Annotated in this window: 12 protein-coding genes; 6 read left to right on the forward strand and 6 right to left on the reverse strand. The window is 55.2% G+C overall.

The annotated features are described in order from the left end of the window. Positions 1 to 68: 68 nt before the first annotated feature. The 5 genes from ACIPR4_RS10470 to ACIPR4_RS10490 all read right to left on the reverse strand — a co-directional run bounded on the left by ACIPR4_RS10470 (position 69) and on the right by ACIPR4_RS10490 (position 11045). The gene (locus ACIPR4_RS10470; protein WP_013568637.1) at positions 69 to 5876 is read right to left on the reverse strand and encodes a malectin domain-containing carbohydrate-binding protein; all 5808 of its coding nucleotides are present in this window, start codon (positions 5874 to 5876) and stop codon (positions 69 to 71) included. 423 nt (positions 5877 to 6299) lie between these two features. Further along, complete coding sequence (locus ACIPR4_RS10475; RefSeq protein WP_187290283.1) at positions 6300 to 6773, reverse strand: hypothetical protein; 474 nt, start codon at positions 6771 to 6773, stop codon at positions 6300 to 6302. Positions 6774 to 7015: 242 nt separating this feature from the next. Then, positions 7016 to 8530: a hypothetical protein gene (locus ACIPR4_RS10480; RefSeq protein ID WP_013568639.1), complete on the reverse strand. Its 1515-nt coding sequence runs from the start codon at positions 8528 to 8530 to the stop codon at positions 7016 to 7018. Further along, positions 8527 to 10068, reverse strand: a complete 1542-nt coding sequence (locus tag ACIPR4_RS10485; RefSeq protein WP_342612440.1) for an ATP-binding protein — start codon at positions 10066 to 10068, stop codon at positions 8527 to 8529. The genes ACIPR4_RS10480 and ACIPR4_RS10485 overlap by 4 nt, the downstream gene beginning before the upstream one ends. 269 nt (positions 10069 to 10337) lie before the next feature. Further along, positions 10338 to 11045, reverse strand: a complete 708-nt coding sequence (locus ACIPR4_RS10490; protein WP_013568641.1) for a response regulator transcription factor — start codon at positions 11043 to 11045, stop codon at positions 10338 to 10340. A 651-nt stretch (positions 11046 to 11696) separates the two neighbouring features. Between ACIPR4_RS10490 and ACIPR4_RS10495 the strand changes: the two genes are divergently transcribed. Together ACIPR4_RS10495 and ACIPR4_RS10500 are read left to right on the forward strand one after the other, a co-directional pair. Further along, complete coding sequence (locus tag ACIPR4_RS10495; RefSeq protein ID WP_041586038.1) at positions 11697 to 17126, forward strand: Ig-like domain repeat protein; 5430 nt, start codon at positions 11697 to 11699, stop codon at positions 17124 to 17126. 23 nt (positions 17127 to 17149) lie between these two features. Beyond that, a complete protein-coding gene (locus ACIPR4_RS10500; RefSeq protein WP_013568643.1) occupies positions 17150 to 17701 on the forward strand; it encodes an outer membrane beta-barrel protein in 552 nt (183 codons plus the stop codon). Positions 17702 to 17714: 13 nt separating this feature from the next. On the opposite strand, the gene ACIPR4_RS10505 is transcribed toward ACIPR4_RS10500, so the two are convergent. Then, on the reverse strand, positions 17715 to 19346 hold the full coding sequence (locus tag ACIPR4_RS10505) for an oleate hydratase (RefSeq protein ID WP_013568644.1): 1632 nt from the start codon (positions 19344 to 19346) through the stop codon (positions 17715 to 17717). A gap of 231 nt (positions 19347 to 19577) precedes the next feature. Between ACIPR4_RS10505 and ACIPR4_RS10510 the strand changes: the two genes are divergently transcribed. The 4 genes from ACIPR4_RS10510 to ACIPR4_RS10525 all read left to right on the forward strand — a co-directional run bounded on the left by ACIPR4_RS10510 (position 19578) and on the right by ACIPR4_RS10525 (position 23867). After that, positions 19578 to 20009: a MarR family winged helix-turn-helix transcriptional regulator gene (locus tag ACIPR4_RS10510; RefSeq protein WP_013568645.1), complete on the forward strand. Its 432-nt coding sequence runs from the start codon at positions 19578 to 19580 to the stop codon at positions 20007 to 20009. A 31-nt stretch (positions 20010 to 20040) separates the two neighbouring features. After that, positions 20041 to 21282 carry a beta-ketoacyl-ACP synthase II gene (fabF, locus tag ACIPR4_RS10515; RefSeq protein ID WP_013568646.1) on the forward strand — a complete coding sequence of 414 codons (1242 nt, stop codon included), beginning with the start codon at positions 20041 to 20043 and terminating at the stop codon, positions 21280 to 21282. Between the two features lie 175 nt (positions 21283 to 21457). Beyond that, the gene (locus ACIPR4_RS10520; protein ID WP_013568647.1) at positions 21458 to 22813 is read left to right on the forward strand and encodes a Gfo/Idh/MocA family protein; all 1356 of its coding nucleotides are present in this window, start codon (positions 21458 to 21460) and stop codon (positions 22811 to 22813) included. Continuing rightward, positions 22806 to 23867: a DUF6807 domain-containing protein gene (locus ACIPR4_RS10525; RefSeq protein WP_013568648.1), complete on the forward strand. Its 1062-nt coding sequence runs from the start codon at positions 22806 to 22808 to the stop codon at positions 23865 to 23867. Before ACIPR4_RS10520 ends, ACIPR4_RS10525 begins: the two co-directional genes overlap by 8 nt. Positions 23868 to 23894: the final 27 nt, after the last annotated feature.

Raw genomic sequence — 23894 nt, forward strand, 5'->3', positions numbered from 1 at the left:
AATTGTCGCGGAACTGCACAACGAAGCTGCCACCTGCCTTGGCATGCCAAGGCAGGCGGCTCGCTTCGTTACTGGTAGATCTCGATCGCGCTTGCCTTCGGTTGATCAGCAGATCCTGGAGAATATTGAACCGTAATATTCCCGGCAGAATCCGCCGTCGCCGTGAACTCTTCAATCACGGCCTTGTTTGCTGCACCTGCAGTAGCGACGATATCGAAGTGAGGAAGAACTGTCAGACCGTTGATGGCCACGTTGAATACCCGTTTGCCTACCGCAGTCCAATAGAACTCCGCAAAGTGAAGCCGGACCGTGTATTTTGCTCCCGGCGTTAGATTGGGAAGAGTGTAAGTGAAGGTGCCGCCCGAACGCTCGTGTTGATAGACCGCGAGCGGAGCCGGACTTACAGCAGTGGTTGTGTCGATCGCATTTCCAGTCCCGGAGCTATTGCCTCCGGCAAAGTCTGCGTCCAGTGCGAAAGGCGCAATAGCTGTCCCCGCCGCAGTGCTACCTGCAGCAATCTGATAAATCGGAGTTCCAACGACTGCCTTCCCAGGAACAACAACTACTTCGTTGGACGCCGAAGAGATGCCTCCAGCGTTCATCGCCTTTACGGTGTAGTAGTAGGTAGTTAGATTCGTAACCGTCGTATCGATAAAGTAGGTTCCCGCGATTCCCGAAGCAATAGGGGTGCTGGCTTCACCACCCGGGGTCGTGCCACGGGAGACCTGGTAGGAACCTGTAGGCCCGTTACCCGGAGTCCATGAAAGGGATACCTGCTTGTTGCCACCTGTTGGAAATAAGCCCGTGGGAGCCGTTGGCGGCGGCATGGAACCTCCATTGGATACGATTTCGATTCCATTGACCTGGGGATTATTCACGCCATGGGGACCTGCAATAAAACCAATCAGGATTTGTCCGCTGCTGTTTGCCGTGGCGGTAAACGATTGGACCACTGCAATATTTGCGCCTCCCGCCTTCTGAACGATATCGAAGGCTGAAAGTACGGTCAGACCATTGAGTGTGACATCGAAGACACGCTGGTTGGTGGCTGTGAAATACGTCTCGGCGAAGTGCAGGTAAACGGTGTAGGTATTACCAGGTACAAGTGCTGGGATAGTGTACGTAAAGGTGCCAAAGCGATTGGTCTGATAGACCTGCATGGGAGCAGCATGGGCGACACCAGCCGTATTGACGGTGTTGGTTGTCGAGCTGGTAGTACCGCCGCTGACCAAGCTACTTTGATCGGCGCTGAAGGAACCGACCGCTGCTGCGCTTCCTGCGTCGATCTGATAGATGGTCACTGCCGTAGAGGCGGCTTGTGCTGGAGTAGTCGAGACCTCGTTGGACTGGGCCGAGACGCCGGCAGTATTCGTTGCGGTGACCTTATAAAAATAGGTCGTGCCGTTCGTAGCCGTCGTATCGGTAAACGTGGTGGACGTAAGATTCGACGCGATCGGAGCCGCGTTTTCTCCGCCTGCCGTCGTGCCACGAAGAACGTTATAAGAGGTTGCTCCGGTGCTTGCATTCCAGGTAAGCGATACAGTCGAGTCGCCAGCAATAGCGGTCAAGCCGGTAGGTGCCGATGGAACAACGATGGGTGGAATCGGCATTGCAGAGACTTCGTTCGATGCCGTCGACGAACCGTTTGAGTTGACCGCTTTGACGAAGTAAAAGTACTTCGTTCCATTAGTCACTGCAGTATCTGCATACGATGTACCGGCGAGATTCGTCGCGAAGGCTGCCTCAACTCCTGAGGCCGTTCCGCGGAAGACGCTGTACGTCGTTGCTCCTGTGCTTGCCGACCAGGTGAGGTTGATCTGACCGGTTCCGCCAACCGCCGAAAGATTGGCAGGAGGCTGAAGTACAGGCGCACTAATCGTGATGGTCAATGTCCCGGAACCAGTGCCGGTGGCGTTCGTAGCTGTAATCGTTACCGAGGTAGTGCCTGAAGTGGTTGGAGTTCCAGTAATGAGACCGGCAGCATTCACGCTCAATCCGGCGGGAAGCCCGGTCGCACCAAAGCTCGTAGGAGTCTGGCTCGCGGTAATTTGATAGCTGAAGCTTGAGCCGACGACTCCACTTGCAGTGGTCGAACTGGTGATCGAAGGTGCTATGCGTGTGGATGCGTCGGAGACGAAGAATCCAAAGACCCTGAACTCATCGATGGAATAGCCGAAGGCCGTGTTGCGTACAGTGCCTGTCATGCGAACGAAGCGACCGATGGCTGGGGCGGTCTGCGGGTGGGAGATGACGTCTCCTCCGCCAGTAGGGTTATTAGTAATGGTCGCGAATGGCAGCCAGTTCGCCGGTGTGGCCGTCTGGTCATTGCTGTACTCGAGGACATAGTTTTTGGCCGACGCGTTCTGCCAATCGATATCGACAGAGTCGATCTGGGCCGATGCGCCGAGGTCGATGTAAAGCCACTCAGGATCCACTTTCTGGGTGCTCTCCCATCGGCTGTTGTCGTTCGCAATGCCGTCCACGGCGTTCGCAGGAACATTGCCTGCGTTCGTGCTGAGGGCAACCGTTGTCTTGAAGAGAGCCAGGTTGACGTCAGTCTGTACATTGAGACTCTTGCCCAACTGTCCCTGGATGATTGCCAAATCCTGAGCATTGATGAGGCCATCGCAGTTGACATCCATCACTGCGTTGGTCTGCGTCACGGGAATGCCGCTGACCTGAGACGTGACAGCGTTGAGATCGGTTTGATCGACTCTTCGATCTCCTGAAACATCGCCCTGGAGCACGTTGAAGGGAATATCGGCAGTACCGGGAATGGTGACGGCAACACCGGTCTCTTTGCCGGGCACATCATTCACAGCGTAGAAGTTTGCGAGATGGAGGTTGAGGGCCTGGACGTTTTGTACTCCGGTCAAAGCCACGGTTGCGACCGTCTGCGTCGAGTCGTAGGTCACAGAGCTGACCTGCCCCACTGCAGTTTGAGTTGCGCCCTGCTGCACACCGAGCGTGGCGGTGATACCAGTAACTGGCACGGGGAAATGCAGAGCAACGGTATAACTACCCGGAACCGATCCGACGCGCGACTCAACTTGCGCTGCGCTGCCGGGATACAAGGTAACACCAAAGGTGCCAGCTGTTCCCTGTGCTTGCAAAGAGGCGGCCTCCAATACAGGAGGCGCCAGGAGGCTGGTTACGGTAGCTGGAGGAAGTGCAATGTTGTAGAGGCGAGCGTCGTCGATCTCGCCCTGAAAGCCGGACACAACATTGTTGATGGTCTCTTCGCCCATGATGAGAGTACCCGGGCTGTCCGCTTCTTGAGCTGCGGCCGTCTGTGACTGCTGCACACCATTGACATAGATAAAACGCTTTGCCTGCAATGCATCCTGCACCAAAGCAAGATTGGTCCAGACACCGAGGGTTACGGGAGGTCCGACCAGATCTCCGTTCGCTCCACGGAAGACCCACCGATTCGCAGCATTGACCAAGAGCCCATATGGGAAAGAGGTACCAGCAGACTTGATGAGAACAGGCTGCTCCGCACCGGTAAGATTGTCTACTTTGACCCAGGCCGAAAGCGTGAAGCTCTGGCTGGCGGTAAATTGAAGAGCCGGGCTGTCCGCAACGATTAGTTCGTCCGTCGACTGCGTCCCATGGAAGGCCCACGCTCCACCGATATAACCCTCCGGGGAAAAGAGAGCTTCATCGCGGGCCGGTATTGTGGCTGTGTGTCCGTTGCCCGTGACGTCTACGACGCTGGTCGCGTTTGGCCCATCGTCCATAGGCCAATAAGCCACCAGACCGGAGGGCTGGAAGAGTGGGAAGGTCGTTCCCGAAGCCACATTCGTGCTGAGAGAATTGCCGTTGCTGTTGGTAGAAACCACCTTGTAGAAGAACGTTGTTCCCGCAGCAAGACCTGTGTCCGTAAAACTCGTCGAGTTCGAGGCAGAAGTCCCAACCGTCGAAAAATTAGCAGTCGAAGAAGTCGCCCGCATAATAGTGAACCCTGCGAACGCTGTCCCCGAGGGAACGTTGTTGGTCCAGGAGAGAGTGATCTGACTGGAAGAGATTCCCTGTGCGGTGAGATTCGTGGGCGCCGCAGGAGTTCCTGGAGCCGCAGGAAAGAGACCGTAAGCAAAGAGGTAGCCTTGATTCGTGGTGCCGTTGAAGCAAGTGAGATAAGCTTTCCCGTTGGTCACCGTCGGGGTTGTGAACTTTGCGGTCGTGCAACCGGAGTTCGCCACACCAGGAACGTTCGTACGAGAGGAAAAGATGTGATTGCTGAGATTGGTCGCGTCATACGCTTCGAGAGAGGACTTAACCGCCCAGACGATTCCATTGGTCGTTCCGTTGGATGAGATGAAGACCGTAGCGCCTTTATTGGCGAAGGTATCGTTTGTGCCTGTGGTCTGGGGAGGATCCGAAAACTTTACGACGCTATTGATTTCATCGAGTTGGAGTGTTCGCCGCTCTACGGGATTGCCGCCTGGAGCATAGTAGATGCTCCCATTGAAAAAGGCCGGTGTATTAAAGATGGAATTAGTATTTGGTTCGACGATCTCCTGAATGGCACTGCCGTCATTTGCGTTAATACCGCCCAGGTTATCGCGATCCAGCAGATAGAGCGTACCCGCCTTGCCACCGCCCACCATCAAGTGAGTATGGTTTCCAGGTTGATCCGGCAGAAGCAACAAGCCGCCACCTCCTAGGTCTCGATCACCGCCGGGGAGACCCGTCATCCCAAAGCCGTCATTGAGCAACTGCCAGTCATGAGGGGTGAAATAGTCCATAGTGTCCTGCTGGGATATCTGGATGGGACCGGAAAGGCTGACCGGGAGCTTAAGAACACTTTCGCCCCAATCGGCTGTCGGGCCGTTTTGATCCCAGGCACCGTTACCGGTTATGAAATATAAATTGCCTGCATCGTCGATCGCTGGCGAAGCGCCACCTTGCCAAATTCCTGCCTCCCCGGCGGCATGATCAGTCTTATTGGGTGGTTGCGTCGGATCTCCATTCACGGTTCCACTATTCGGAGTTGCGATAAAAGTCTTCACAAGCTTCAAGGTGCTGGCGTCAAAAGCCAGAATTTCGCCGTAATACGGCTGGGTATCGCTATGCGACGCATAGGTTAGATAAAGAATGCCCTGAGAGAGAACCATCGCTGAGCGGAGATGTTCGTGGAGTGCCGAAAAGGGAATTTTCCCCGTTGGAGCCGTAACAGGATCGAGATCGTTTTGCTTCTGAAACGGCGTTCCATCGAAAGAGATCGTCGTCGAATCCAGAACAACCGGACTGCCGGGCTTGTCCAGGCCAGTCTTCACATCGAGCGCGTGAAGAAATTGCTTGTAGGGAGTTGGGGTAAACGCAGGATTTTTGACCTTGGCCACAACGTAAATAGTTCCGGACACGGGGTCAATCACAGGGGTCGTCGTAATACCAAGCTCTATTAGAATATCGCTCGAGCTTACATCGGTCTGGGGAACGGTTGTTGCACCAGCAGGGGTAAGATTCGCCTTCCACAAGGGAGAAGAGTTCGTCCCGTTGGGATTCGCCCCTTGGAGATCCGCGTCCGCATCGAAAGCATAGATGGAGTTATGCTCAGTGGCAACATAGACCACATTGTGAGATTTTGCATCGCTGAAACTGCCGGGCAGTTTGGCTAACGTGGCCGCGCTCAAGAAAAGCGGCTGGCCATAGGTTTGTCCGTCTAGTACCTGCGTAAAGAGAAGACCGAAGTTTCCGGTGGTCCCTACGTTTGCGGGAGTGAGGATTGTTTCGCTTGCGTTATTGCCGGTATGCTGCGGGTTTACCTGCCATGTAGTGATGTCCGGACCGGCGGTCTGCGCCATCAGGGCAGACGCCAGCACAAAGGTAGCGACGAAGGCTACAAAAAATCCGGGAATCGATTGGGGTCTCATGAGTTCTCCAAAGCCAAGCATTGAGGGTTGGACAACAGACAGCTCAAGCGCGCCGGCGGAGAAATCCGCTGGAAGCTGAGAGCAGGAGGGTGCAAAGGAAAGATACGGGGCCCTTTTCTTAGTTCTGCTTCGACACACTTTTACTATTGAGAAGAGAGTTGCAAAGTAAAAACACCAAGGCGCCTTTTTTATTCCGCTTCGAAATACTTTTTTTTATATTTATTTAAGGGAAGGCATGCGAACTCCACATCCGTGCGCTCGCGCTATGCCACGGACAAGTGCAGACAGCGATGCAGCAAGGTCGCCGCGCGGAGGGATGGGATCTCCACTGAAGTTGAAACGTTTCCTGGCTCATTCAAGAACTCACAGAGTGATTTCCAACTCAGCCCAGGGAAAGAAAATAATCAAGAATCAGCGGGATCCCTAGTAAACCGGCTTACTCTCCGGCTCGTAGGGACGGCCAAATTTATTTAGATGATGCTGCTCTTTTTGTGCTCCTAAACGAATCTCCCCAAGGTCGGTCGATTCGTTTGTGATGCGAACTCGGCGCGTCAGGTCGTTCAATGCACTCTGCTGTCCGCCTTCCACCCAAACGTGGAGTTCATATTCTCCGCTTGGAACAGAGCCTATCTGAAAGTTTCCGAACGCATCCGCAACGCTGTAAAATGGTGTCGCCAACGAGAGCACAACGGCACTCATTTCTGGGTGGATGTTGCAGAAAATATAGGAAACTCCCTCGCGCGAGAAGAGCACAGTACGCATGGAACCGGCTTCATATAACCCCAGATCAAAGCGCTTCCCATCGAAGAGGGAGAAGACGTTGTGAAAGAAAGGATCTGCATTGGGAAAAGATACATTGCTTCCCACGGGCACCACAAGCAAGTGAGGGGAAAACATCTTGTTCTTCTGCAGCAGACTATATTTTCCAGGCGCAAGCAAAAAAACGGTATCGGGACGAGTTGGCTTCAGCCAAAGGACCGACGGTGGGAAATTCTTCGACTTCGTGGCTATCTGGTCCTTATTTACAAGTACGAGCCGTGCCCGGACCGTCGCCGCTTGAAGCGTTCCAGACCAGCAGACCAGTGGAAGAATTCCCCTTATCAGCCACACTCCGGAGATTCGCCTGGTCTTTACGCACATCAAAATTTGTACCCCACTCCGATACCGATGACGTCGCTGGACTGCGGAAACTGGCTCGCATAACTGGTCCGTAGCTTACGGTATTCAATGGAGAAGAGCAGATAACTGCTTGGACCGTAGATCACATTTCCGAAGATCGAACGATTTTTCGCCAGCCCAGCATAACCGGATGCGGCTGTCGCACTGGCGGCGGCTTCGCGTACGGCCTCCGCGAAGGGATTGTCTATTCCGAAACCTGCATTGAACTGCAACCTCTCGTTAACTTTCCCCTTCAACTGAACCCAGCCACCTACATCATCCAGCGCATGCGCGCTTTGCACTCCTCCAACACTTTGGTAGTAGTAATAATCGACATATCCACCACCACCCAGTCCACCCAGCGCCTGACCCCGATAAGCATTCCCCGTCGCTTCGAAATGCCGACCGATCGGCAAACGCAGATCCACCGTCCCCGCCCACGCATCAAAGCGAGAGCTATTATTGGTCATATGCGGGCTGAAATAGCCACCGATTCCGATCTCAGGCCCAACGCCACGCTCGCCCGAGGCATAGGCTATGCGTGCCTCTGTACCGGGCCAGCGGCTTCTTTCAGCACGCGACACATTGACTGTCGGAGTTGTACCAGGGAGTAAAGGATCTGCTGGTTCGATCAGTGCCGCCTGAACGTCGATTCGCTTGCTGTCACCCAGACCGATTCGATGGGTCAGTCCAATCTGCGGTACCCACATCCATAAATCACCGCTCCAGGCCAGATTGGGCTGGGAGGCCGCCACCAGCGAAGTCGGGATATTCGGGGCGATTAAGGCACGATCCAGTGCGACAAACGCCTCCGTATTCTGCCACTTCAATCCGGCGTGCGCTGTTCTAAGCCGTAAAAGGCCCGTGGCCGCGTAGCTTGCCTGTGAACCACTATTGCCGAAGAAGTCCACACGCAAATCCGCATAACTTGTGGCACCGTAAAGGCGAGGTCCGCGGGCATCAAATCCAAGAATCGTCTGCCTCAGCGATAATCCGGTGGTTCCACTGCCGCCAAGCGCATAGGTTGGGTTGGCTGGCACATCGACCCCGCGTGTATTGATGTAACTATTAAAGAGCAGAAGGCCAGTGATCTTGAGCGGATACTTAGAAGCAGTCTCCACCTTGGATTGCTCATGCGTAGCAATCTGCGATTCGTCGATCGCCTGTCGCTCATTGATCTCTTCGATAGAAGTCGAGGATCCACCAACGTCCGGACGCTTCGTTGCAACGGTAGGTACCGTCGTCGTCGTGGCTCCGCTCTCTTTAGCCATCTGCTCGCGAAGCAATTCCAACTGGGTCTGCAAGTCTTGCAGTTGAGTCTTGTAGGCCTCCATCTGGGCCTGTACCTGCGATACCGCAGTGCTGAGCCGCTGCACCTTTTCCTGCGTGGTCTCGGAGGGTGCAGCCTGTGTGGAAGTCTGCTGCCCATGAGAAGAACGAGCGGACAAAACCATCAACGCAAGTGCTGGAAAGAGTCGGTTGCTGATCCTCTTCATAAAACCACCGCAGAGGGAGGATGAGAGACGGGCACTATCTTGATCTCATCGGGCAAGGAACGCAAGACGGTAAGCCGAAATACCGTTGCGCCTGCCTCGCTGCTTACCAGCTCTACCTCTCCACCATGTTCGCGAGCTACGCTGCTCGCAAGCGTCAGTCCCAGGCCGGTTCCTTTTTGCTTTCCCTGGCTCACAAACGGATCGAAGAGGCTTTCGCGAATCCCCTCCGCAACGCCGGAACCCGTGTCCGTGATGCTTACACTCACGGTCGATTCGTCTGAGCTCACCCGAACGCTCACTTCTCGCAGACCTTCACTTTCGCGCGCGGACTGGCAGGCATTGAGCAATAAGTTATAAACCGCACGCTCCACCTGCCTGGCATCCAGCGCAGCCGCCGTATCTCCCTCTGTTTCTTCAATACGAATCAGAACGAGGTCCGCATCTGGATGCGTTCGAACCCGCGCAACCGTCCGCTCCACAAGAGCATTCATGGGAGTAGTCACGCGCTGTAAAGCGGCACCTGTACTGCCAAAGATCAAGAGCGAATCCAACATGTCCGTCGTCCCGTATACGGCCATTCTGATCTCTTCAAAGAGTTCCAGACGTTCGTCGAGAGAAACATCTGGGGAGGCGAGAAACTCGGCGTTGGCATAGACCGCGGCCAGATAATGTCTCAGATCGTGCGAAACCGAGCTAGCCATGCGTCCAATCGTTGCCAGACGTTCAGATTCTAGCAGTGCCCTGTTTTTTTTCTGAATCTCGTCACGCATTTCTGCAAAGACGCGGCTCAGATAGCGCACTTCCTGCGTGCCACCTGCTGGAAGATCATAGCTCAGATTTCCTTCCCCAAATGCCTTAACACCCGCAGCTAAAGATTCCAGGGGGCGCGTCACCATACTGGCAAGGAACAACATCAGAGAAACACCGGGAATGATCGCCAACAGGCCTGCGAGCAAGATGAGTCGATTAATCTCCTGCTCTGCGTTCTCGGCTTGGTTAAACGATTTCATGACGACAAGTCGAAGTGGAACGCTCCCGCTATCGATCAGATCCGTTCCAATGGTCAGATAGCGCTCACGCCCCATTGCCATATTCAACTCGCCGTCCACCTGGAGGGAGGCCAGATGGCGCTCAAGTTCGCTCTGTTGCTCTTTGGAGAGAGTACTCACCGCGATCATGTTCCTCGTGAGGAACATCGCCTCCGCTCCCGCACCACGACCAACGTCCAGCAGAAAGTGGTGATCTACCGCATATCCACTGATGACATAACCCAGGATGGTCCCGCTTCCCTCGCTTCCAAAATAGATCGGGCGCTCCGAGTACTCGTAGAGTTTTCCATCGCTGAAAAGATAGTGTGCGGAATGATCCGCAAGAATAGTCTGCAGATCACGTTTCAAATCGTCGGTATCCTGCGTTCCCAGAGCGTCCGCCGTGATCACGCGACCTTCTGAATCGGCAAGCGCAAAGAGATCGTTGCCGCTCGTCTTCCAAAAGTCTATGGCGCCATCCGCGATCGTGCGTTGATCATGCGTGGTCATCAGAGCTTTCAAAGTTGGCAGGAGAGACAGAAGTGTATTTTCACGTTCCAACGCGAAGCGTCGGCGTGCTGTCATTCCTTGGAAGGCCTCAAGAGAGTGTCTCAAGTCTGCTTCCAGCGTATTTTGCACACGCTGGCGCAACTTGAAACGGACCACGTACAAACTGGACACCATCGTGCCCGCAATAATCAGGGACAACGAAGTTAACAGTAGGACGCGTGTCCGTATCCCCGGGCCGTGCTTTTCAACGGACACAGTATCCTTTCTCATCAGGGAACGAACTTATACCCCGCACCGTAGACCGTTCGCAGATAGCGTGGCTCCGCAGACTCTGGCTCCAGCTTCTGTCTCAACTTCAGGATCTGGTTATCGACCGTTCGCGTGGTGGGGTAGGAGTTATAGCCCCAAACCTCGTTCAACAGGACGTCCCTGCTCAAAACCCTCTCTGCATGCTCCACAAAGTACTTCAGCAACTTGAACTCGTGGGCTGTCAGCGTAATGGAAACCCCTCCCCGGCGCGCTGTCATCTTGGAGAAATCGATCTCGCAATCTCCGAAGCTATAAGTAGTGATCGCGGACGTTTTTTGCCGACGTCGCATAGCAGCCTGCACACGTGCCATCAGCTCCCTCGGGCTGAACGGCTTCGTCACGTAGTCATCCGCTCCCAACTCCAACAGAAGAACCTTGTCCGCAACGTCGGTGATGGCGCTCACGACAATCACTGGCATATCTTCCTGCTCGGACTTGATCGTCTTGCAGACGTCGCGACCAAAGATATTGGGCAGGACCAGATCCAGAACGACTGCGGAGTATCTCCCTGCGCGAAACGCATCCAGACCGGATTGACCATCGCCACAGACTGTGACGTGATAACCCTGCTCACGAAAAACGCGTTGGAGAATTTTCTGCATGCGCGGATCGTCTTCAACGACAAGAATCTGCGTACGGGAATCTGTTTGTAACTCCGTTACATCCATGTCAATTATCAAGCTCCTGCAGATAAAAGTGTCTGCATATCATTCTCTCCTTTAGAGAAGCGACCACAAAGGCAAGCGAGCTGAAATGACAATTTGGTGACAATCGTCAGGCAAATGTCACCGAATTCCCTTACGGAATCTCTCTCCAATCGTTGAATCAAAAAAATATTTCTTCCTACAAGCTCAAAATTAGGGAATATTTTGCCGACTGCGGGTACGTCATTCCTAATCGTCTGCGTTTGCCTTCAGGCCATGATCACAGACAAAGTCCTCTACCGCAAGATCTCGTAGTCTAGCCGTATTGTTTGTCCGTGACATGAAGAGCTCCCATTTGTGTGCTGCATCGTGCACATTTGTCTCCAGATCGAGTTACCCGGAAGCAAAGCCATGAGCGATGTCGGACGACGAATCGAAAGACTTCATCAGATGGTTGATAAACCGATCTGCACTCTTAAGTGCAGAAGTAATGCTATGTCCTCATTTGGTTGCCTCAAAAGTGTTCCCTGAAAGTTGTAATGCTCTTCACAAAAGTTCCCCCCAGGGGAACGAGGGGGGATTCTTTTCCAACCTTAAGTAATCGATTATGACCAAAGAAATAACTTCCGGGGTGTCGCAGTGCTTGGTCTGAAAAATCGGTTTAATCTTTCCTCTTTGTATCGGTTTTCGCCCTTTGGCCATAAGTTTCAGCGGCTTGCACTCTTCGCTTTGGCTGGCGCACTAAGCGCGACCGGATATGGACAGACCGTAACTGACTTTGGCGCAGCCATTCCAGTTTCCACGGGAACCACCACGCTGACCGTTCAGGTTCCCTTTCAGACGGGCGGGCAGGCTTCATCCATTCGAGTCGTTACAGCGGGTCTCGCAGACAAAGACTTCACAACAAGTGACGAGGGAACTTGCGCTACGGGAACCTTCCTTGCGGGACAGAGTTGCTCCATCTCAGTCACCTTCTCTCCCAAGGCTCCCGGCGAACGCGTTGGCGCGGTCGTTCTTATGAACGGCGGTACGGTTCTCGGAACCCAGTTGCTGCACGGAAGCGGCAAAGGTTCGGTTGGAGTTTTTCTTCCTGGCACTGTTTCAACGGTGGCCGGTAACTCCAGTTTTAACTATGCTGGCGACGGCGGCGACGCGCGCTCGTCTCCTATCTTCATTCCAAGTGGCGTAGTTGTCGATCCCGCCGGAAACATATATCTCAGCGATACCAACAACAACCGCGTCCGCAGGGTGGACGCGGTAACCCATGTCATCACCACAGTCGCTGGAGATGGCACCACTGGAGTGACCGGAGACGGTGGCCCGGCAGTGAGCGCCCCGGTGAATTACCCCACCGCCCTCGTACTGAACGGAGCAGGCGATCTCTATATCGCAGACACAAGGAATAATGCGATCCGCAAATTGACCCTGGCCACGGGTATTCTCAGCACCATTGCCGGTCGGCTGGGCGTCCCAGGATCTTCGGGTGATGGAGGCTCCGCCACCTTGGCTACGTTGAACGCTCCCGGTGGACTTGCGATGGATGCAGCTGGCTTTCTTTACATTGCGGACACTGGTAATGACACGATTCGCAGGATAGACCCTTCGACCGGCATGATTACTCTTTTTGCTGGCATACCGACGGTTGCCGACTTCGCGGGCGATGGTGGTCCCGCCTCGGCAGGTCGATTCAATAACCCCCTGGGTCTCGCCATCGACTCCGGTGGCAGTCTCTATATTGCAGACCAGGCGAATCATCGCATCCGCATGATAACCGCAGGCGGCAGCCTGTCCACAGTAGCCGGTACAGGGGTGCCCAGGTACAATGGCGATGGTGGCCTGGCAGTCGCGGCACAACTCCAGCAGCCAGCAGCCGTCGCAGTGGACGTAGCAAGAAACCTTTATATCGCCGACTCCAACAACCACCTCGTACGCAAAGTGAGCTCGACCACCGGTCTGATCTCGAGCATCGTCGGCATCCCCGGGGCCGCAGCCTACAGTGGGGACAACGGACCGGCGAACGTGGCCAAGATCAATGGACCATATGCCCTTGCACTCGATTCTGCGGGCGATCTCTACTTTGCCGACCTTCTCAATAACCGCATCCGGAAAGTCAGCAATTCCTATGCGACGCTGCAATATACTCCCATCCGTGTTGGACGCACTTCGGCACCTCAAAGCCAAACCTTTGAGAATGATGGAAATGACTCGCTCATCTTCACCGCGATTGCTCCGGATGCTGACTCTGCAACAGACCCGGGCACAACCTCCTGCGCGATCGTTACTCCGCTCGACAAGAATGACACCTGCGTCGTGGGGGCCGAATTCAAGCCCCAGACCGTTGGCGCCGTCGTAACCGCAGAGATTCAGCTCCAATCGAACGCTTCAAACTCCCCTGGGATCATTCACCTTTCAGGTGAGGCGGACGCTCTTGAACCTACGACGGTCGCCCTCCAGACGAGCGGCTCTCCTTCGGCCTTGGGTGCCGCTATCACCTTTACAGCGACTGTCAAGATTACGAGTGGTGTAGGTACGTCTCCTGTGGGAACCGTAACTTTCCTGGATGGCACTACACAGATCGGCACCGGAACTTTAAACGGTACCGGAGTCACGACCTTCACCACCTCAGCGCTCGCCCTCGGAAGCCACGACATTACGGCCCACTACGGTGGCGATACCCAGAACGCGCCGAGCACCTCGGCTGTTCTCACCCAGATAGTCAAGCAAGGACCCAGCGTCGTTCTTACCGCGAGTCCGAATCCTTCGCTGGTAGGAGACAGCGTCCTGTTTTCAGCAAAGGTCACGACCTCCACCATCCAGCCTTCAGGACTCGTCGCCTTCAAGGATGGCGCCACATCCATCGGCAGTGGAAGCCTGAATGGAAGTGGTGTTGCTACCTTTGCGACGACAGCCCTCGTGGCCGGATCGCACTCGATTACTGCGTCCTATGTCGGCGATGCGAATACTCTCTCCGGAACTTCCGTCGCCGTCACGCAAGTGGTCAATAAATGGACGACAACGACGACGCTCACTTCATCCGCAACGCCTTCAGATATAGGAACGCCGGTGACCTTCACCATTACGGTGACGCCGACCAGCACCACAACCCCCACCGGTTCCGTGACGCTGCAAGACGGGGCGGCCACAATAGCCACCCAGCCTCTTGTAAACGGAGTTGCAACATTCACCACCAGCACGCTCACGGTGGGCTCCCATCTCCTGGTCGCCCGCTTTCCCGGAGACGCAACGAACGACGTCAGTGGTTCAAGCACGTTCACTCAGGTGGTTCGTCAGATTGCGACCGGCACCGCTCTGACCTCGTCTCCTAATCCCTCCGCAGGCGGCGCGACCGTTCGATTCACGGCCACGGTGACTGCGGCGACCAACGCCATTGCTGGCGCGATCAACGGCACAGTAACGTTCAAGGAGGGCCCAACAGTCCTCGGAACCGGCACTCTCTCGACGGGCGGCATCGTTACACTGGACGTCAGCACCCTCACCGTAGGCACACATCAGGTGATTGCGACGTATTCGGGAAACACGAATTACGCGACCAGCAGTTCTTCTACCTTGAACCAAGTGGTTCAACTTGCAACGACCACCGTTGCCTTGACTTCCAGCGTGAATCCGTCGATCGCTGGGAGCAGCATTACGCTCACGGCGGTTGCTTCGGGAACGGGTGGTATTCCTACCGGAGCGATTACCTTCTTCGATGGAACTCTTAATCTCGGCACGATCAACCTCAATGCTTCGGGCCAGGCAAACCTTACCCTCTCGAACCTCTCCACAGGCTCACATTCCATTACCGCCTCTTACGCTGGGGATACGAAGGACAACCCCAGTATTTCGTCTCCCCTTATCCAGGTTGTCAAGCAGGCCACCACTGCGCTCACGTTGACCACCAGCGGAAGCCCCGCCTTCCTCGGCACTCAGGTCACCTTCATCGCTACATTGAGCAGTAATGGAACCATTCCCGCCGGCCAGATCGTGCTCACGGAAGGTGCAACCGTTCTCGGAACAACCACCATGAGCGCAACCGGCGTCGCACGCTTCATGCTGAATACGCTGACTGCGGGATCGCACAACCTAGTGGCTTCATACGCAGGGGACGTCGATCACACCGCGAGCAACTCGGCAGTTCTGATCCAGGTCATGCAGGCTGCCACCTCCTCCGCTGCAATCTCCTCCAGCCAGAACCCGTCTACCTTTGGTGATTCGATCTCCTTTACTGCGATCATTAGCGGCACAGGAACACAGACCACAGGCAATGCCGTCTTCCTCGATGGTGGCGCAACGATAGCAACTGTTCCACTCAATGGATCTGGTATCGCGGTCTTCACCACCTCGACGCTCGCCATCGGTTCGCACACGATCTCGGTCAACTACGCAGGCGATGCGACGCATTCGGGAGCAGCGCCCGCGTCCTTGATTCAACATGTCCTCCAGGCAACGAGCACTGCGGTTGTTTCCAGTCAGAATCCGGCTCTTGTGGGAGCAACGGTACGCTTCACCGCAACGGTGACCGGCGTGAGCGGAACGGTGCCGACGGGGACAGTAACGTTCACAGATGGTGCAACGACTCTTGGCAGCGCAGCTCTGAATGCTGCGGGTATCACCGTCCTGGATGTCTCTACCCTGGGTGCCGGGACGCATCTCATCGCGGCGACTTATTCTGGCGACGCGAATGACAAGGTCAGCACCTCTCCCGCACTTTCGCAGGCCATCAACACCGCCGACACCACCGTAACCATCAGTTCGAGCGCGAATCCATCCGTCGTCGGCACACCCGTAACCTTCACCGCTCTGATCGTAAGTACCGGTAAGTCTGCGAACGGCCCCGTAAGCTTCCTCGACGGCTCGACTGTTCTCGGCAACGTGACCGCCGTGAATGGAAAAGCTACCTTCACAACGAGCGCGCTTATCGCCGGTCAGCACGCCATCATCGCCCGCTACGGCGGAGATAGCGGAACCCAGGTAAGCACCTCCAACGTGTTGCTGCAGGTCGAACAACAGACCACCACCGCCTCGCTCAGTTCCGATACAAACCCGGCACTTACCCTGCAGGCCATCACTCTGACTGCCACCGTGGCTGGCGGAGCGAATGCTACCGGTGTCATCACCTTCAGAGACGGTACGGCGATCATCGGCAGTGTTGCACTGAATAACGCAGGAACTGCATCTCTCGTCCTTCCCTCTTTGAGCGCGGGCACACACAGTCTCTCCGCGAGCTACGGTGGAGACAACTACAACCTGCCCTCAACAACGAATGGCGTCTCTGAAGTCGTGCAGCTGCGCTCCACGACGATTTCCACGACCGCATCGTCCAGTAGTTATCTCGCAGGCCAGCAGGTAACGCTCGTCGGTGTTGTCCACTGGACCGGACCTGTTACACCAACCGGCACGGTCACCTTTACCTCTGGCGGCGCAACGCTTGGCACAGTGCAGGTTTCGACCGCTGGAGCAGCAACGCTGATCTTCTTCCCTCAGAATGGTTCCTACAACATTGTGGCGACCTACAACGGTGATTCGGTCTACTCACCCTCCACCGCGGCGTCCTACACGATCACCGCTGGCGCTTCTACTACCTTCAGCATCACGGCGAATCCTACAACGATCTCTGTTACGAGCGGAGATCACGTTGGAGTCGACGTCACGATTGTGGCTTCGAAGAGCTTTACGGACACACTCGCTTTCGGTTGCCTGGACATGCCGCTCGATGCGACCTGCACCTTCGACAAAACCAGCATGGATGTCACAGGCGGAGGGACAAATACGATTCACCTCGTATTTGACACCGGCAACCCACTCGGTGCCGGGGCAACGGCGAAGTTGACTCAAAGACACGTATCGCGTGTCGCGGAAGCCGGTATGCTTCTTCCCTTCGCTGCACTTCTGGGGTTCCTTCTCTTCACTTCGCGCAGACGTCGTAGCTTACCGGCTCTTCTCTCTCTCGCCGTTCTCATCCTCGCAGGACTTGGTGTAACGGGATGCGCCAACAAACTGCAGATGAGCACCACACCCGCAGGAACATATACGGTTCGTATCATGGCCTCAGGTCTCCATACCACTGCCAGCCAGATCGCCGATCTGTCCGTAACGGTGCGCTAAACGTGCAAGATCAAGGAACAAACTTGAAGACCCTTCTCTGCAATCTCTTACTTCTACTCTGCGGAAGCCGCCTGTTCGCTCAGGCGGCTCCCGCAGGCGTAGGACCCGGCACTTCTGTCAGCATCGGTGGAGGCGTCGCCCTGTACAAGCTGCAGTATGGCGAACGATGGCTCGGGGGAGCCCAGGGATGGGTAGATGCAAACCCCTATTGGTGGCTTGGCGTTGAAGGTGAGGCCCGTTGGCTGCGCTATCACCAGGACGAAAATACGCACGCGACAACGTATTTGATTGGTCCCCGCGTATCGCTTCGCCCCGGCAATCTTGAGCCGTACGTCAAGCTTCTCGCGGGCGCTGGACAGTTCAACTTCCCTTTCAACTACGCGAAGGGTACCTATCTGGTCGTCGCCGGCGGCGCTGGTGTTGACCTGCACCTCGGCGACCGGTGGAAAGTTCGGGCCATCGACATCGAATACCAGACTTGGCCGCAGTTTACCTTTGGCACGATGAAATCCTACGGCGCATCGGTCGGCATCAGCTACAACATCCTGGGACGTACGACAAAGCTCAGTCGCTAGAGATTTCGCTCGCTCAATCGAGATCGTGCAGCCCTTTGATGGCCTTATATAAAACGCGTGGATCGTATTGCCCCTTGTAGACCGCGGGCGGTTTGCGGTCGATATCAAGAAGACCGTACGCGGCACTCGCAGCGCTGCGTACGGAATACTCCACCGTAAACACTACGTCGTCAGGTTGTTCGCAAAACTGACCGGTAAAGGCAAGGTTCTTCCATCCCTTGGGAAGCACCTCGGGTCGGTCACCCTTTTCGCGCCGCAGGAACTGGCTGGTTATGAAGGGCATCATGCAAGGAATGGTCCTCGAATTCGCAAGAATACTCTTCTGCTGTTCTTCTGAAATGTGCAGGTGACCGAGGATCTCGGTAAAGATCTCCGCCCCCGAACAATCCTGCATAGGCTTAGGAACGAAGTTGCCGGGCTTATCGACATAGAGACCATAACCCCAGAAGACCTGTACATCTTCTGGCTGACCGATGAAGTGGGGTTGTGCAGGAATCACGATCGAGCAGAGCCAGTTGGAATCTGCGAAGGTAACAAGTCCGCCTTCGCCGGGGACATTTCCTGTCATGCTGCGAACCAATTCTAAAAAATCTGGGTCGTAGAGCGTCGTCGTAATCGAGATCCACTTTGATTCGTCAATGTGATCGGTAAATACTGCAGGCTTGCCGAACTCAGGTCTGCTGGCCGCAATCTTCTCCCACAGAGTCCAAGACCCTCCGTCTTTCTTGCTTTTCACTACGGCCGCTGTGCCATTTGATCCCAAGGCTGAAGCCTCCGTCATCGATCCAAGCGTGACGATAACGAGGTCGTGCGAACGTACCTCGACGGTCTCCAGCTTACCTTCCGCTGTATAAATAATTTTCTCCACGAAGCCTTCTGCATCGATGTCTTTACGCAGCACCAGTTCCTCGACTTTCGATTTCAGAAGAAACTTCACATTCCGCTCAATCAGAAACCGTTCCAACGGCCGCACTAAAGAATCGTACTGATTGAAGACTGTTCGCATGATCCCGTGTAGCTGGTTGAAGCCCTGGACCATGTGTGTGAAGCGCACGAGGTAGCGCTTGAACTCTACCGCGCTGTGCCAGGGCTGGAAAGCGAAGGTCGTACACCACATCAGCCAGAAGTTGGTTTGGAGGAACTCTTCGCCCATCTGGTCGGCAATGCTGGTCCTTCCAAGCAGCCCCTCGGGCTCTGCAATAAGCCACTCGATCTTCAGAATGTTCTTTTCGCTCAGACCGAACTCGGGAGCGTTGATGGGCTGTCCATCCCGCACCAGACGCGCATGGGAGTGAGTCTTGATGACCTCGTTCCACTCGAAGATCTCCTGCGTCACCGTCTTGCTACGATCCAGTGTCGGCACGGCGGAAAATAGATCATAGGTGCAAAGGTACTTCGACTCCATCATGCGCCCGCCCCGAAGAACGTATCCTTCCTCCGGCGATCCTGCACCATCGAGGCTTCCGCCGAGCCGATCGAGTTCTTCATAAATCGTGATGTTCTTGCCCAGCACACCTCCGTCGCGAATTAAGAAAGCTGCGGCAGCCAGCGATGCGATGCCACCGCCCACAAGATAGACTTTCGTGTCGGAACGATCTGTGTTGCGCGCGCGCTCCCGCTTCTGTATATCGTTCATCTCGGACATGCGGTGCCCTCCCTGGTGTACTTTCAATCTCACAAATGATGGCATCTTACAGCGAAAAGCAAATTCAACGTATAGCGTTAACTATACGTTCAAGCATGAACATATGGCTTCAGACGCGCTTGTGCCTGAATAGAGGACCAACCACCATCATCTCGACTGGCTAGACTTGAAGCTTTCCGTGTAATTACACTGATATAAGACTATCGATCTGCCTTGGAGTCAGTAACTACGATGAAGCCCAACCCCGGTGATCCTGGTTGTACCTGCTACCGCTTACGGCAGTCTGCACGTATCGTGTCCAGGACCTATGACACGTTTCTTGCGCCTTGCGGCATCAGCATCGGTCAGTTTGGATTGCTTATCACGCTTTCTGCCATGAAGGGAGAGTCCATCTCGTCGTTGGCAGAGGTTTTGCAGATGGATCGGACCACCCTGACGCGCAACCTAATTCCGTTGCAAAAACTTGGATATATCTCCGTGGAACAAGCATCAGACAAACGGGCACGATCACTCAGCCTGACAGTAACCGGACAAAAAACCTTGACTGTAGCCAGGCCGAAGTGGAAGGCTGCTCAGCGCAGTCTAGAAAAAAAAGTTGGAAAAGCAGAGGTCAATCTGCTCAACGTGACACTAGAAAATACGCTTCTTCACTTACAGAAGTGACTGATGTGCGCTCGCAGGAAAGGAACACTGTATGAAAGAACAGCGTCGTGTTGTTGTAACCGGAGTCGGACTCGTCAGTCCGGTGGGCATTGGCACAGAAGAAACCTGGAGCGCCCTACTTCGTGGTGAATCGGGTGTCGCTCCTATCCAGCTCTTTGACGCGTCACGTTTCAGCTGCCGCTTTGCTGGCGAAGTAAAGGACTTCTCACCGGAGAAGTATATCGACCGCAAAGACATCAAGAAGATGGGCCGTTTTATCCAGTTTGCTATGGCTGCGGCAGAGTTCGCCATGAAGCAATCGGGTCTGCAGGTGACGGAAGAAAACGCTGAGCGCGTAGGCGTCTATGTTGGAAGCGGGATTGGCGCCTTTGAGGTGATCGAGCGAGAGCATTCCAAGCTCCTCGCCGGTGGACCCGATCGCGTCTCGCCGTTCTTCATCAACGCAACAATCGCCAATCTGGCCTCTGGACAGATATCTATTAAGTACGGCGCTGCCGGCCCGAACCTTACGTGCTCCACAGCCTGTACAACAGGCGCACACGGTATAGGAGAAGCCTGGCACATCATCCGTCGCGGGGATGCGGACGTGATGATCTGCGGAGGCAGTGAGGCCGCCGTTACTCCCCTCTCCGTTGCAGGCTTCGCCGCAATGCGTGCGCTTTCCACGTGCAACGAAAGTCCTCAGACTGCATCGCGTCCCTGGGACACGCAGCGTGACGGCTTTGTTGTCGGCGAAGGTGCTGGAGTGTTGGTTCTTGAGGAGTTGAGCCATGCACAGGCCAGAGGAGCTACCATCCTTGCGGAGCTTGTAGGTTATGCTGCGAACTCAGATGCCTTTCACACCAACGCGCCGCCGGAAGACGGCCGCGGTGTAAGACGCGTCATGCAACTCGCCCTGGCAAGCGCTGGGCTTGAACCTTCTGCGATTGGATACCTCAACGCCCATGCCACATCCACGCCTCTCGGAGACCGCGCAGAGGCCCAGGCCATCGCCGATACCTTCGGAGAACACGCAAAGACGCTCTTGGTCAGTTCGACGAAATCTATGACCGGCCATCTCCTCGGAGGCGCTGGTAGTCTGGAAGCCGGGATCACAGTGCTAGCACTCCGTGATCAGATGGCTCCTCCGACAACGAATCTGGAAGAACTGGACGAGCGTTGCCAACTGAACCTGGTGCGCGACAAAGGTATGCCCGTACCCATGCAATTCGCCATGACAAACTCCTTCGGCTTTGGTGGAACGAACGCCTCACTGATCTTCCGAAAGTGGTAATGCAGATAGCTCTCAGCAAAAGATCGAGAAGCAAAGGTAGCGCAAACCTTATTTTGCGCATGCCAATCGCTGCGTCGCGAGCGTAGGATTTCGGAGCGCAACTTTCAATCGAACAAGACAACGTGAACTCGTTCGAGGAGAATTGCTCAGCCCAAAATCTACCTCGGAGAAGCATATGGAACATCACGGCACCAATCGTAGAGACTTCCTCAAGCTTGGAAGCGCAGCAACGGCTGTCACTGCCATCTCGTGGAATGCAAGTAGCTATGCCGCTATTCCTGGAGCGAATGACCGCGTTCGAGTGGGAATCGTCGGTTGTGGAGACAGGATGAAGCAGGCCCTGATTCCCTCCTTCCAGCAACACGCCAAAGACAAAAACTTCGAGTTTGCGGCGGTCTCCGATATCTGGAATCGCCGCCGCGACGAAGGTGTTGCTTACGTGCAAAAAATCTGCGGAAACACCATCGCCACCGCCCGCAATAACGAAGAGCTCTACGACCGCAAAGATATCGATGCCGTCCTGATCGCCACCGCCGACTTTCAGCACGCGCAGCATGGGGTACAAGCCGTACGTGCTGGGCGGGACGCTTACTGTGAAAAGCCTCTCGCCGATACCATCGAAGACGCACACGCGATTCGAGAGGCCGTAAAGCAGACGGGCAAGGTCTTTCAAGTAGGCACACAGCGTCGCAGCACCCCCAGTTATCAGAAGGCATACGAATACATCCGTTCAGGCCAGTTCGGCGACATCAATATGGTGGAAATGACCTGGAATGTGAACCAGCCCGGACGCTGGCGTCGCCCCGATGTAGTTCCCTTATTGAAGGAGCAGGACACGGACTGGAAACGCTACCTTCTCAACAAGCCCTACCAGGCCTTCGATGCACGCAAGTATCTTGAGTTCCGTCTCTTCTCGCCTTTCTCCTCCGGCATTCCGGACCAGTGGCTAGTCCACCAGATTGATACTGTTCATTGGTTCAGTGGATATCCTCATCCTCGCAGCGTCGTGGCCAACGGAGGCATCTACCAGTGGCATGACGGTCGCACAAACTGGGACACACTAACTGCGGTCTTCGACTACGGCCCTCTGGACGATCTGACGAAAGGCTTCCAGGTGGTCTACTCTTCGCGTCAGACGAACTCCGCCGGTGGCATCAAGGAGCTCTACTACTCCAATGCCGGCATGTTGGATATGGACAAGCAACGCGTCAGTCCCGAAGGCGGCCTTACGGCCAGATCTGCTGCGGAGATGAAGATGCAGCCCAACCAACTCAAGAGCTTTGCTCTGAGCGAAAATGTCGCCGCAGCAGAGACCTCTGCGAACACCGGGGCCGATCCTATGACCTCCGCCAACATGCTCAATTGGATGGAGTGCGTTCGCTCTCGCAAAACACCAAACGCCAGCATCGACGCGGGCTACAGCCACTCACTTGCTCTCTGCATGACGGTCGCTGCCATGAAGACCGGACAGCGCGTCACCTTCGACGACAAGACACAGCAACTCGTCATTGGAGGGAAAAAAGGTGCATAGAAAAGTGCATAGATGGATCGTCTTTACCCTTCTTACCTTAGGCCCAGTCTCGCTCTTTGCCGCTGACAAGAAAGCTTCGTTGGGTGTCCAGGTGACGCCCAATGAAGCGCAACGGCGCGTGGATGTCACGATCGACGGCAAGCCCTTCACTTCCTATGTATGGCCAACCTCGCTCAAGAAGCCAGTACTTTACCCGCTCATCGCGGAGGGTGACATTGAAGTAACCCGCGGCTATCCACTCGCTCCGCGCGAGGGCGAACGCCAGGACCATCCCCACCACGCAGGCATGTGGTTCAACTACGGCAACGTGAACGGATTTGATTTCTGGAACAACTCCAACGCGATTCCAGCAGAAAATCGCACGAAGATGGGTACTATCGAACAGAAACAGATCGTCTCCACAAAGAGCGGAAGCGACCGTGGCGATCTCATCGTCGAAAGCACATGGATTACAGGCAAGGGTGAATCCATTCTGCAACAGACGACACACTACATCTTCATGCGGCATGGCGATGCACGCATGATCGACGAAACCGTCACCTTGCACGCTCTGAACAAGGCAGTCTTTCACGATGACAAGGAGGGTCTCCTTGGTATACGCGTCGCTCGCTGGCTCGAGTCCGCTGACGAGAAGGGCGGCATTTTCACCGACGCCAACGGAAAACAGACGAAGGTGGAAGGCTATACCGGCGCTGGCGCTACAGGCGTTTACACAACGAGCGAAGGAAAGACCGGAGACGCAGCCTGGGCAACGCGTGGCCGTTGGTGCATGCTCGTCGGACACAACGCTACTGGCCAGAACATCACCGTGGCCATTCTCGACCATCCTTCAAATCCTAACGCTCCTACCTTCTGGCACGCGCGCGGTTACGGTCTCTTCGCAGCGAATCCACTGGGGCGGCATATCTTCGATCCCAAAGCTGCTCCGCTTGATTTCACGATTGAGAAGGGCCAGTCGGCCGTCTACCGCCACCGTGTACTTCTTCTTACCCACGCCGCAACCGCCACAGAGATGAACAAATCAGCCGATAACTTCGCACAAATTCAGAAGTAACTTGAGCAAGAAACGGCCCACTTATCC

It is taken from the genome of Terriglobus saanensis SP1PR4 (assembly GCF_000179915.2).
Taxonomy (GTDB): Bacteria; Acidobacteriota; Terriglobia; order Terriglobales; family Acidobacteriaceae; genus Terriglobus; species Terriglobus saanensis.